Below are 12127 nucleotides of genomic sequence, written 5' to 3' on the forward strand. Positions count from 1 at the left end.
GGCTAAACTGTGGGATGGGTCACATGGTTTCGGGGGTGGGCCCGGATGCCTCGAACTCCCTGACCAGCTTCTTCGGCGCGATGCTCCGCCAGGCGTCGGTGAGCAGGTCGCGCAGCTCGTCCGGGTCCACCTCGGCGAGCCGGACCAGCACCCAGCCGTGCCGCCCGACGTACGGCGCGGGGGAGTACACCTCGGGCTCGGCGGCCAGCAGTTCGGCCTGGTCCTCCTTGCTCGCCTTGACGCTGACCTCCCCCGAGTCGGGCGTCCCCATCGCGAAGATCTTCTCGCCGACCCGCAGGGTGACCGTGGTCTCCCAGGTCAGCCGCTCGGCGGCCCGGGGGAGCGCCAGGCTCATGGTCAGGAACTGATCGAACGTCACCATGCGGGCCAGCGTAGGCGGTGGCACTGCGAGATCAGACCACCCCGAGCGCGTACACCGCGAACAGCCCCGCGCTCGCGCCCAGCGCGGCCTTCCAGCCCCTGCCCAGCTTCCACGGGGCGTCGAACCGCCGGGCGTACCGGCCGATCAGGGTCAGCACCAGGCCGAACACCGGCAGCCAGGCCAGCCGGGCCAGCACCCAGCCGAGCGAGTCCGGCGTGGTGGTCAGACCGGGGACGGCGCCCAGCGCACTGCCGAGCGCGCCGACCGAGAACATCGCGGTCTGGTGCCAGCAGAAGATCGTCATGGCCGAGAGGTTGACCACCACGACCGGCAGCCAGAGCAGCGGCCGCCGCAGCGCCCGGCCGATCCGCTCGCGCAGCAGCATCGCGGCGCCGCACTGCACCGAGGCCAGCGCCAGCACCAGCAGCGACGGCGGGTGCGAGTTGGTCCGGACGGCGCCGGGCACGCCGACCATGCTGGCCGGGTAGTGAAAGACCGTCAGCAGTACGGTGAACAGCGCGGCCCCGCCGAACAGCAGCAGCTTCGCACCGGACCTGCGCAGCGTGCCCTGCGCCCAGGAGATGCCGAGCTGGTAGGCGAACAGCCAGCCGGGCAGCAGGTTGACCAGCGCCAGCCAGGACGGCACCGAGTCGGCCCACGGGCCGTACCGCAGCGCGTCCACCACCGCGACCACCCCGAGCAGCGGGGCCGCCGCCCAGCCGCCGAGCCGGCGGCCGAGCCGCAGGCACCAGGGGGTGAGTGCGGTCAGCGCCAGGTAGATGCCGATGTACCAGAGCGGCTGCACCACCAGTACGCTCCCGGTCCTGACGGTCCCTGCCGGGACGCCGAGCGCGTTCAGCAGCGGGATCAGCAGGGCCCAGACCGCCGCCACCCCCAGCACCGGCCGGAGCAGCCGGACGGCGCGCTGCCGCAGCCAGTCGACCGTACTCGCACCGCGTTCCTGCGAGCGGGCCAGCGACTTGGCCGAGGCGTAGCCGCCGACCAGGAAGAACACCCCGAGCATCTGGAGCACCCAGCTCAGCGGGGCGAAGAAGCCGAGCGAGGCGAGCGGGCTGGCGTTGCGCAGCACGCCGTCCGGCGCGCTGGTGAAGCCGCCGAGCAGCCAGTGCCCGATCGGCACCGAGAGCAGGGCGAGGGCGCGCAGTCCGTCCAGCGCGCGGTCGCGGGTGGCGGGGGTCTTGGCGTCCACGGTGGCCGCGCTGCGGCGGAGGGTTTTAGCGAGCTGCATCACGGCACTCCTTGCTGGTGGCGGTGCACTGGACCTGGTCGGTGCGGCCGAGCGAGATCGCGGCGAAGTTGGCCAGCGAGGCGGTGCCGGGGGCGAAGTAGCCGCTGTGGCCGTGCGAACCGGTGGAGGCGACCGCCCGGGCGCCGAAGGCGGGCTCCTCCGGGTCGGCGCCGTGGCCGAGACCGAGGAAGGAGACGTTCGGGACCTGGCCGATCCAGTCCTCGGCGTTGCGCTGCGCCACCCAGACCGGGACCCGCAGGTCGGCGGCGCGGTCCACGTCCATGCCGGGCGAGCCGATCGCGACCAGGCCGGTGACCTGCTCGGGACGGAGGCCGGCGAGCGAGCAGACGGCGGTGCCGTAGCTGTGGCAGAGCACCGTGACCGGTCCGGTGGTGGGCGCCAGGCCGTCCAGGAAGTGGCTCAGCCGAGGGGCACCGGCCTGGGCCAGCCGGGCGGTGGCGGCGTCCAGGCCGACCTTGACGGGGGTGGTGTAGCCGGTCCAGGCGACCACCGCCAGCCGGTCACCGGCCTGGGCGCGGAGCGCCTTGGCCATCCCGGTCGGCGTGCCGTAGGGGGAGGAGGCGCGGTCGACGGTCATCAGGTCGATGTCGGAGCCGGGCACGATCACCGCCGTCCGCTCGGCGGCGGCCAGGTCGCCGAACACCTCGGCCAGCTGGCCCCGGCCGCGCGGGTCGAAGGCCAGCAGCTGACGGCCGGTCAGCGCGGCGTACCGGTCCGCCTTCGCCCGGGCGGCAGCCCGGTCCCGCTCCGGCAGGGTGGTGTCGGCGGCCACGGCCAGTTCACGGTCGCGCTCCTCGCGCAGGGCCAGCGAGTTGGCGAAGTACCGCAGGCCGTACGGGGCGCCGTCCAGGTTCCCCACCACCAGCGGGTGGCGGACCGCCAGCGCCCGCTGCTGCGCCTGCGGCAGCCCGTCGAAGAACGCCGCCACCTCCGCCGCCCCGGCCCGCCCCGGCTCCGGCAGCCGGAGCCCGAGGGTGGTGTCGGCGGCCCAGGCCGCGCTGCCGGGCGGCGGCCCGGTGACCGCGTGCTGGCCGTCCGTCGCCGCCCAGCCGCCGGCGCCGCCGACCGCCAGTACCGCAAGGAGACCCCCGGCCAGTGCCCGCCTGAATCGTGCTCGCATCCGCTCCAACCCTCCGTCGTACCGCTGCTGACGGAGAGGAAGGTACGAAGCAGATGGCCCCGCGATCGTCACACCGCGGGGCCAACCAGAGGGTCGTACTCGGGTACTACTGACCCGGCGTCACCAGGCCGGACTCATACGCCAGGACTACCGCCTGGGCCCGGTCGCGCAGGTCGAGCTTGGCCAGGATGCGGCCGATGTGGGTCTTCACGGTCTGCTCGGCGACCACCAGCCGCTCGGCGATCTGCTGGTTGGACAGGCCGCGGGCGATCAGCTCCAGCACCTCGGTCTCCCGTGGCGTCAGCCCGTTCAGCCGCAGCTTGGGGTCGCGGCGCGGGGCCGGGCGGTTGCGGGCGAAGTCCTCGATCAGCCGACGGGTCACCGAAGGGGCCAGCAGCGCGTCCCCGGCGGCCACCACCCGGACGGCGGCGATCAGGTCGGCGGGCGGCGCGTCCTTGAGCAGGAAGCCGCTGGCCCCGGCCCGGAGCGCCTCGTAGACGTAGTCGTCCACGTCGAAGGTGGTCAGCATCAGCACCTTGGGCCGGTGCACCACGCCCACCGGCGGGTCGAGCAGCCGCCGGGCCGCCTCCAGACCGTCCATCTCGGGCATCCGGACGTCCATCAGCACCACGTCGGGGTGGGTCCGCCCACTGACCTCCAGCGCCTGCTTCCCGTCGGCGGCGTCGCCGACCACGTCGATGTCGGTCTGCGCGTTGAGCAGTGCGGCGAACCCGGCCCGGACCATCGCCTGGTCGTCGACGATGATTACGCGGATGGTCATCGGGGGCTCTCTCCCAGCAGATTGACGGGCAGTTCGGCGGTGACCAGGAACCCGCCCGTTGGCGTGCCGCCGGTCTCCAGCCTGCCGGACAGCAGGCGGACGCGCTCACGCATTCCCACCAGCCCGTGCCCGGTGCCCTCGCTTCCCTCCACCCCGGGGCGGCCGCCCGGCGAGTTCTCCACCGTCACCCGCAGCGTCCGGCCGACGGCGGTCAGCCTGACCTCGGCCCGCGACCCCGGCGCGTGCCGGACCACGTTGGCCAGCGCCTCCTGCACGATCCGGTACGCCGACAGGGCCACCGCCGACGGCAGTTCACCCAGCGCGGCCACCTCCGGAGCCACCGTCAGCTCGGCCCGCACCCCGGCCTGACCCACCGTCTCCACCAGCTGCCCGAGCTGCGCCAGCCCCGGCTGCGGCACCCGGTCGGGCTCCGCCCCGTCACTGCGCAGCACCCCGAGCAGCCGCCGCATCTCGGTCAGCGAACTACGCGCGGCCGTCGCGATGGTGCCGAACTCGTCGACCGCCTCGGGCGGCAGACCACTGATCCGGTACGGCGCACTGTCCGCCTGCACCGTGATCACCGACATGTGGTGCGCGACCACGTCGTGCAACTCCCGGGCGATCCTGGCCCGTTCCTCCAGCAGCGTGCTGCGCTCCCGCTCCGCCTCGCTGATCTGCTCCTGCTCGGCCAGCAACTTCTGCGCCTCGCCCCGGCCGCGCACACTCCAGCCCAGCAGCAGCACCATCCCCGAGAGCGCCACCGTCACGGCGGCGGTCTGATCCGCCCGGGACTGGTGCAGATCGGAGGCCACGACGGTGGCCGCCAGGGTGACCAGCCAGACCGCGAGCAGGGTCCGCCCACGCTCGCGCAGTGCCAGCGCCGGCATCAGGAAGAGGTAGCAGAGCAGCGTCGGCACCGGCCACGGCCACGGCCCGGCACTTGCCGGACTGCTCATCGTGAGCAGCGCCCCCAGTACCGTCCCGGCGGCCATCACCCACCACGCCTGCAACGGCCGGGTCACCGCCACTAGCAGCGGCCCGGACTGCACCAACGCGACCGCACCCGCCACCGCGCCGGGCACCCCGTAGTCGTTGGCCAGCACCACCGTGCCCACCGGCAGCAGCGCCGCCACCGCCGAGAACGCCAACAGGTACGGCAGCCAGCGCACCCACGCACGCTGTGCCCCGGACATCAGCGGGGACCGGCCCTCGACGGGGGTGAGCAGCGCCCGGCCGAGGTCGGCCAGCTGATCACCCACCGGCTGCAGCAGATCCAGGACAGAAGAGGGAAGTTGAGGCTTCATCCCGGCCCAGCCTAGGCCGCACCGACCCGCTCGGAGTCGTACCGCAGACCGGACTTCGCCGTAGCACCCAGGTATGACCGATGGGCAAGTTGCACTGTTCAGGGGCTCGGGGAACTGCGACGCCGGCCTCGTACAAGGCGATCCGTGCGTAAGGGGTCAGGCGCTTTCGCAGTGACTCGTCAGCGCCAGTCGCCGGCCAGGGCCGGGCCGAGTTGGTCGAAGTGGGACTCGATGACGGCGATCATGCCCTCGGGGCCGGGGGCCGAGTGGTCGCTGCTCCAGGCCAGGTGGGCGGAGCGGAGCACCCCGCCGAACACCGCGGCGAGCACCCGCGGCCGCAGGTCGACGGAAGGGTCCAGCCCCTCCCGACGGGCGATCAGTTCGGCGATCAGGCGCTCCTGGTCGGTGATCCGTCGCAGGTGGGCGGCGAGCAGGGTGGGCGTCTCCTCGATCAGCTGGATCAGTTCGAGCGCCGCGGTGACCCCGGTGTCCGAGGTCCCGGTGTCGGACAGGTCGCGCCAGGCCAGCACGATCGAACTCCGCAGCGCCTGCAGCGGGTTCTCCGAGGCGGGCCGCTCGCGCAGGGTGGCGACGAAGTAGTCCTCGGCGTCGGCCAGGACGGCGAGCGCGACCTCCTCCTTGTTGGCGAAGTACCGGAAGAAGGTGCGCGGCGAGACGTCGACCTCGGCCGCGATCTCGTCGATGGTGGTGCGCCCGTACCCGTGGCTGAGGAAGAGCCGGTGGGCGGCCGAGACCAGGGCGTCCCTGGTGCGCTGCTTCTTCCGCTCGCGCAGGCCGAGCACCCGGCAGGCGGCCGGTTCGGCGGACGGGAGGGGCTGCGCGGCCATGGCTGGGCCTTCCGGGACAGAGCGGGACTGTGCACATCAGCACTGCGTTCATAACGATAGCGCGCTGACAAATGGCAGACCTGGCAGAAGTCAGCCAGCAGCACAAGGCAGTGTTTGCCGAATGTCAGCGACTGACATAATCTCACTCGGCAGTGGCGCCCGTCAGGCCGGACGACTCGTGGGGACGGGTGGGCCGGGGCGCCACCGCCATGCCCTGTCACAGCCCCCGGAGGGTCCGTCAGATGAGTCAGCCCCTAACCAAGACCGCCAAGGCGGCCGTGCCGCCGCAGCGCAGTGCGCCGCCCACCGGTCTCGCACGGTTCCAGGGACACCCCTGGCTGACCCTGCTCACGGTGGCGGTCGGCGTGATGATGGTGGCGCTGGACGGCACCGTGGTGGCGATCGCCAACCCGGTGATCCAGAGCGACCTGGGCGCCTCGCCCGCCGACATCCAGTGGGTGACCAGCGGCTACCTGCTGGCGCTCGCGGTCTTCCTGATCACGGCCGGCAAGATCGGCGACCGGTTCGGCCACAAGTCCACCTTCCTGGTCGGTGCGGCCGGCTTCGCGGCCACCTCGGCCGCGATCGGTTTCGCCGGCAACATCCAGCTGGTGATCGCCTTCCGCGTCCTCCAGGGCCTGTTCGGCGCGCTGCTCCAGCCCGCCGCGCTCGGCCTGCTGCGCGGCGCGTTCCCGGCCGACAAGCTCAACATGGCGATCGGCATCTGGGCCGGCGTGATCGGCGCCTCCACCGCGGCCGGCCCGATCGTCGGCGGTCTGCTGGTCGAGCACGTCAGCTGGCAGTCGGTCTTCTTCATCAACATCCCGGTCGGCATCGCCGCCGTGGTGCTCGGTCTGTGGATCCTGCGCGACGTCCGGGCCGAGAACGCCGCCAAGTCCTTCGACGTGCCCGGTATCGCCCTGCTCTCGGTGGCGATGTTCGCGCTGGTCTGGGGCATCATCAAGGCCCCGACCTGGGGCTGGGCCGACAGCAGCACGCTGCTCTTCCTCGGCGGCGCGGTGCTCGCGCTGGTGCTGTTCGCGTTCTGGCAGACCAGGGCCAAGGAGCCGCTGATCCCGCTCAGCCTGTTCCGCTCGGTGCCGCTCTCGGCGGGCGCGCTGCTGATGGTGCTGATGGCGTTCGCGTTCTTCGGCGCGATCTTCTTCGTGACCTTCTACCTCCAGAACGTGCACGCCATGACGCCCGTTCAGGCGGGCGTCCACCTGCTGCCGATGACCGGCATGATGATCGTCGGCGCACCGGCGGCCGGGGCCGCGATCGGCAAGGTCGGCCCGCGGATCCCGATCGTGGTCGGCATGGTGCTCACCACCGTGGCGATGTACGGGATGTCCACGCTGACCACGGACTCCGGCACCGGCGTGATGTCGCTCTGGTTCGTCCTGATGGGCCTGGGCATCAGTCCGGTCATGGTCGGCGCCACCGAAGTCATCGTCGGCAACGCTCCGTTGGAGCTCTCCGGCGTGGCCGGTGGCCTCCAGCAGGCCGCCATGCAGGTCGGCGGTTCGCTCGGTACCGCCGTCCTCGGCGCGGTGATGGCCGCCAAGGTCACCGACGTGCTGCCCGGCAACTGGGCCGCCGCCGGCCTCCCGCCGGTCGACCCGGCCCAGCAGGCCGGTCTCGACCAGGCCGCCCAGCTCGGCATCGCCCCGCCCGCCCCGGCCGGTGCCCCCGAGCAGGTGGTGCAGGGCATGGCCACCGCCGTCCACGAGTCCTTCGTCAGCGGCATGTCCCTGGCCTTCGCGGTCGCCGCCGCCGTCGCCTTCGCCGCAGCCCTGCTCGGCCTGTTCACCAAGCGCGGCGCCACCGACTCGGGCCCGGCCGTGCACATCTGAGCCAGTTCGACCGAAGTGGGGCGTCGCTCAGCCGAGCGGCGCCCCACCGGCATATCCGGCGCCGAACCGGTCCACCGTCAACTCCACCAGCGGAGCCGGGTAGTCGGGCTGCTCGGCCAGCAGCCAGGGCCGGTGCACGGCGCCGCCCGGCACGTGTGCCAGCTCCGGGACCCAGCGGCGGACGTACGCGCCGTCGGGGTCGAAGCGCTCGGCCTGGCGGAGCGGGTTGAGCACCCGGTTGGGCCGGGTGTCGGTGCCGGTGCCCGCCACCCACTGCCAGTTGAGCTGGTTGTTGGCCACGTCGCCGTCGACCAGGAGGGCGAGGAAGTGTTCGGCGCCCTCGCGCCAGTCGTGGTGGAGCGTCTTGGCGAGGAAGCTCGCGGTGAGCAGCCGGGCCCGGTTGTGCATCCAACCCTGGGCCGCCAGCTGCCGCATCCCGGCGTCCACGATCGGATAGCCCGTCAACCCGGCCCGCCAGGCGGTGAGTTCGTCCTGGTCCCGGTGCCAGCGGTCGCCGCGCGGACGGTAGTCCGCCCGGGCCGCCGAGGGCCGGGCCGCCAGCACCTGGTGGTGGAAGTCCCGCCAGACCAGCTGCCGGACGAAGTCCTCGTCCTCGGTCCCGGCGGCCAGTTCGGTGGCCGAGAGGCAGCCGAAGTGCAGGTAGGGGGAGAGCCGGGACGTCCCGTCCGCCGCGAGCACGTCCCGGGAGCCGGGGGCCCAGCGCCGCCACCGTGCCCGCCCGGCGGGTTCACCGCCCGGCGGCAGGTCGGGGGAGTCGGGCCGGACCTGGGGCACCGGCACGCCCGCGATCCCGGTCGGCGCCGGGACGGCCCGGGGCGCGGGGAGCGGCTTCCGTTGTGGGGCGGCTGACCAGGCCCGGTGGTACGGGGTGAAGACGGCGTAGTGGTCCTTCCCGGCGGGCGTGACCGCCCCCGGGGCGACGGCGGTCAGCACCGCCTCGTGCACCACCAGCCGGTCGCCGAACTCCGCCCGTAGACGGCCTTCCCGCCGCTGGGCGAAGGCGGTGACCCCGGCCGCGACGTGCACCGCCCCGGCACCGGCCTCGGCCGCCACCCGGGCGGTCTCGGCGACCACGTCACCGCGCCGCAGCACCAGGTACCCGCCGCGCGAGCGTAGCCCGGTGTCCAGGTCGCGCAGGCAGTCGGCGAGGAAGGCGGCCCGGTTGGGGACGGCGAAGCCGGTGGCGGCGAGGCCGTCGTCGAGCACGAACAGTGGCACCACCCGGTCGGCGGCGACGAGCGCGGCGTGCAGCACCGGGTTGTCGTGCAGCCGGAGGTCCTGGGTGAAGAGCGCGATGGCGACGGACACTCGTCATGGTCCCGTCCCGGCCGGTCGGCGGAGAAGGCGACGCGCCGTCAGGAAGACATATCCGCTCTCCGCGCGCTCCGGGGCGCGGGTGAGGGCCCAAGGGTCTGTCCGGAAAGGCCGAAGGGCCGCCCCCAGTGGGGACGGCCCTTCGGTTCAACCGGTGATCAGGCGTCGCCGCCCGCCGCACCCGGGTCGGCGGAAGCCACGTCCAGCAGCTGGTAGCGGTCGATCGCCTCCTTGAGCGCGGAGCGGTCGATCTTGCCCTGCTTGGCCAGCTCGGTCAGCACACCCAGCACGACCGACTGCGCGTCGATGTGGAAGAACCGGCGCGCCGCACCACGGGTGTCGGCGAAGCCGAACCCGTCGGCACCGAGCGACTGGTACTGGCCCGGTACCCAGCGCGAGATCTGGTCCGGCACCGCACGCATCCAGTCGGAGACCGCGACGAACGGACCCTCCGAGCCGGACAGCTTGCTGGTGACGTACGGGACGCGCTGCGCCTCCTCCGGGTGGAGCAGGTTGAACTCCTCGACCTCCACCGCGTCGCGGCGGAGCTCGTTCCAGGAGGTCGCCGACCAGACGTCCGCCTTGACGTTCCACTGCTCGGCCAGGATGCGCTGGGCCTCCAGCGCCCACGGCACCGCCACGCCCGAGGCGAGGATCTGCGCCGGGATCGTGCCCGCCGTGCCCGGGGCGTACTTGTGGATGCCCTTGAGGATGCCCTCGACGTCCACGTTCTCCGGCTCGGCCGGCATCTTGATCGGCTCGTTGTAGACCGTCATGTAGTAGAAGACGTCCTCGCCGTGCGGGAACTTCTCCGACGAGCCGTACATCCGCCGGATGCCGTCCTGCATGATGTGCGCGATCTCGAAGCCGTACGCCGGGTCGTACGCGACGACGCCGGGGTTGGTCGAGGCGAGCAGCTGCGAGTGGCCGTCCGCGTGCTGCAGACCCTCACCGGTCAGCGTGGTGCGGCCCGCCGTGGCGCCGATCACGAAACCGCGGGCCAGCTGGTCGGCCATCTGCCAGAACTGGTCACCCGTGCGCTGGAACCCGAACATCGAGTAGAAGACGTAGACCGGGATCAGCGGCTCGCCGTGCGTCGCGTAGGACGACCCGGCGGCGATCAGCGAGGCGGTGCAGCCCGCCTCGGAGATGCCGTCGTGCAGCATCTGGCCGGTCTTGGACTCCTTGTACGCCAGCAGCAGCTCGCGGTCGACCGACTCGTAGGTCTGGCCGAGCGGGTTGTAGATCTTGGCGGACGGGAAGAGCGAGTCCATACCGAAGGTGCGGTACTCGTCCGGCGCGATCGGCACGAAGCGGTTGCCGATGCCCTTGTCCCGCATCAGGTCCTTCAGGACGCGGACGAAGGCCATCGTGGTCGCGATGGTCTGGTTGCCCGAACCCTTCTTGACCGCCTTGTAGGCGTCGTCGCCCGGGAGCTCCAGCTTGCGCGGACGCACCTTGCGGGTCGGCATGTAGCCGCCCAGCTCGCTGCGCCGGTCGTGCATGTACTGGATCTCTTCGGAGTCCTTGCCCGGGTGGTAGTAGGGCGGGTAGCCCTCGTCGAGCTGCTTGTCCGTGATCGGCAGGTGCAGCCGGTCGCGGAAGCGCTTGAGGTCCTCGGTGGTGAGCTTCTTCATCTGGTGGGTCGCGTTGCGGCCCTCGAAGTTCGGCCCGAGGGTCCAGCCCTTGACGGTCTGGGCCAGGATCACGGTCGGCTGGCCCTTGTGCTCGCGGGCCGCCTTGTACGCCGCGTAGACCTTGGCGTGGTCGTGACCGCCACGGCCCAGGTGCTGGATCTGCTGGTCGGTCATGCTCTCGACCATCTTGCGCAGCCGCAGGTCACCGCCGAAGAAGTTCTCGCGGATGTACGCGCCGGTCTCGGTCGCGTAGGTCTGGAACTGGCCGTCCACCGTGGTGTTCAGCTTGTTCACCAGCACGCCGTCACGGTCCTGGGCGAGCAGCGGGTCCCAGCTGCGGTCCCAGACCAGCTTGATCACGTTCCAGCCGGCGCCGCGGAACTGCGACTCCAGCTCCTGGATGATCTTGCCGTTGCCGCGGACCGGGCCGTCGAGGCGCTGCAGGTTGCAGTTCACCACGAAGGTCAGGTTGTCCAGGCCCTCACGGGCGGCCAGCGAGAGCTGTCCGAGCGACTCGGGCTCGTCCATCTCGCCGTCGCCGAGGAAGGCGTAGACGTGCGAGGACGAGGTGTCCTTGATGCCCCGGTGCTCCAGGTAGCGGTTCATCCGGGCCTGGTAGATCGCACCGAGCGGGCCGAGGCCCATCGAGACGGTGGGGAACTCCCAGAAGTCCGGCATCAGCCGCGGGTGCGGGTAGCTGGACAGGCCGTACGGCGCCTTGGACTTCTCCTGGCGGAACGCGTCGAGCTGGGTCTCGCTCAGGCGGTCCAGCAGGAAGGCCCGGGCGTAGATGCCGGGGGAGGCGTGACCCTGGAAGAAGATCTGGTCGCCGGACTCGCCCTCGGCGTCCTTGCCACGGAAGAAGTAGTTGAAGCCCACGTCGTACAGCGACGCGGAAGAGGCGAAGGTGGCGATGTGGCCACCGACTCCGATGCCCGGGCGCTGGGCCCGGGAGACCATCACGGCCGCGTTCCAGCGGGTCGCGTTGAGGACCTTGCGCTCGATCTCCTCGTTACCGGGGAAGAACGGCTCGTCCTTGGTGGCGATCGTGTTGACGTAGTCCGTGCTGCGCATCTCGGGCACGGCGACACGCTTCTCGCGGGCGCGCTCGATCAGACGGAGCATCAGGTAGCGGGCGCGCTCGCGGCCCCGCTCGTCGATGGCCGCGTCAAGCGACTCGAGCCATTCCGCGGTCTCCTCGGGATCGAAGTCCGGGACCTGACTCGGAAGGCCGCCAATGATGATCGGGTTGCGATCTGCTCCGGAAGCCACGCTGTTCCTTCACTGTCGGTCGAAACTGAGGTGTGTCGCGCCGCCTCCATCGTGTACCGCAACTCGGAGATCCGTCATATCTACCGATGGGTAACCGTTCCGCCTGGTGAGCGGGCCGATCGGATGGTGCGCTGAGCGTCGTTGCCCGTCACGCGCCATCGGGTGGTACGAAGAGGTGGACCGACCTTGGACCTGAAATCTCTTCCAGGTTCCCGGGGTCCGATGGCGGACATCCGGGACGAGGGCCAACAGGAGACTTTACGCCCGTACGGGTGCGTAACCCGAATGCCGTTCGTATCTCGGTCATCCTCGTGGTTCGGTACCT

General features: G+C 71.7%; 9 protein-coding genes. 1 reads left to right on the plus strand and 8 read right to left on the minus strand.

All coding sequences use genetic code 11. From position 1 onward, the window contains the following. Nucleotides 1-19: 19 nt before the first annotated feature. The 6 genes from ASC99_RS32415 to ASC99_RS32440 form a co-directional block, all read right to left on the minus strand. Nucleotides 20-382, minus strand: coding sequence for an MmcQ/YjbR family DNA-binding protein (locus ASC99_RS32415; RefSeq protein ID WP_057238799.1), 363 nt, complete (start codon nt 380-382; stop codon nt 20-22). A 31-nt stretch (nt 383-413) separates the two neighbouring features. Next, nucleotides 414-1631, minus strand: coding sequence for an acyltransferase (locus ASC99_RS32420; RefSeq protein ID WP_057238801.1), 1218 nt, complete (start codon nt 1629-1631; stop codon nt 414-416). Further along, entirely contained in the window at nt 1618-2772 is a 1155-nt protein-coding gene (locus tag ASC99_RS32425) for an alpha/beta hydrolase (protein ID WP_057238803.1), read from the minus strand. Before ASC99_RS32425 ends, ASC99_RS32420 begins: the two co-directional genes overlap by 14 nt. A 106-nt stretch (nt 2773-2878) precedes the next feature. After that, the gene (locus ASC99_RS32430) at nt 2879-3553 is read right to left on the minus strand and encodes a response regulator transcription factor (RefSeq protein ID WP_057238805.1); all 675 of its coding nucleotides are present in this window, start codon (nt 3551-3553) and stop codon (nt 2879-2881) included. Further along, nucleotides 3550-4857, minus strand: a complete 1308-nt coding sequence (locus tag ASC99_RS32435; RefSeq protein ID WP_082598812.1) for a sensor histidine kinase — start codon at nt 4855-4857, stop codon at nt 3550-3552. Before ASC99_RS32435 ends, ASC99_RS32430 begins: the two co-directional genes overlap by 4 nt. Before the next feature lie 179 nt (nt 4858-5036). Continuing rightward, nucleotides 5037-5705: a TetR/AcrR family transcriptional regulator gene (locus tag ASC99_RS32440; RefSeq protein ID WP_057238809.1), complete on the minus strand. Its 669-nt coding sequence runs from the start codon at nt 5703-5705 to the stop codon at nt 5037-5039. Between the two features lie 242 nt (nt 5706-5947). Here ASC99_RS32440 and ASC99_RS32445 point away from each other — a divergent pair, with 242 nt between their 5' ends. After that, nucleotides 5948-7558, plus strand: a complete 1611-nt coding sequence (locus ASC99_RS32445; RefSeq protein WP_057238811.1) for an MFS transporter — start codon at nt 5948-5950, stop codon at nt 7556-7558. A gap of 27 nt (nt 7559-7585) precedes the next feature. Here the strand turns inward: ASC99_RS32445 and ASC99_RS32450 are convergent, their stop codons facing one another. Both ASC99_RS32450 and aceE read right to left on the minus strand, forming a co-directional pair. Further along, a complete protein-coding gene (locus ASC99_RS32450; protein WP_057238813.1) occupies nt 7586-8887 on the minus strand; it encodes a deoxyribodipyrimidine photo-lyase in 1302 nt (433 codons plus the stop codon). A 164-nt stretch (nt 8888-9051) separates the two neighbouring features. Next, complete coding sequence (gene aceE / locus ASC99_RS32455; RefSeq protein ID WP_057238815.1) at nt 9052-11802, minus strand: pyruvate dehydrogenase (acetyl-transferring), homodimeric type; 2751 nt, start codon at nt 11800-11802, stop codon at nt 9052-9054. Nucleotides 11803-12127 lie beyond the last annotated feature (325 nt).

This window comes from Kitasatospora sp. Root107, assembly GCF_001424875.1.
Lineage (GTDB): Bacteria > Actinomycetota > Actinomycetes > Streptomycetales > Streptomycetaceae > Kitasatospora.

Coding starts and splice junctions, on each gene's coding strand:
- ASC99_RS32430 (WP_057238805.1), bottom strand. CDS start 3,553: ATGACCATCCGCGTAATCATCGTCGACGACCAGGCGATGGTCCGGGCC.
- ASC99_RS32435 (WP_082598812.1), bottom strand. CDS start 4,857: ATGAAGCCTCAACTTCCCTCTTCTGTCCTGGATCTGCTGCAGCCGGTG.
- ASC99_RS32420 (WP_057238801.1), bottom strand. CDS start 1,631: ATGCAGCTCGCTAAAACCCTCCGCCGCAGCGCGGCCACCGTGGACGCC.
- ASC99_RS32425 (WP_057238803.1), bottom strand. CDS start 2,772: ATGCGAGCACGATTCAGGCGGGCACTGGCCGGGGGTCTCCTTGCGGTA.
- ASC99_RS32415 (WP_057238799.1), bottom strand. CDS start 382: ATGGTGACGTTCGATCAGTTCCTGACCATGAGCCTGGCGCTCCCCCGG.
- ASC99_RS32440 (WP_057238809.1), bottom strand. CDS start 5,705: ATGGCCGCGCAGCCCCTCCCGTCCGCCGAACCGGCCGCCTGCCGGGTG.
- ASC99_RS32445 (WP_057238811.1), top strand. CDS start 5,948: ATGAGTCAGCCCCTAACCAAGACCGCCAAGGCGGCCGTGCCGCCGCAG.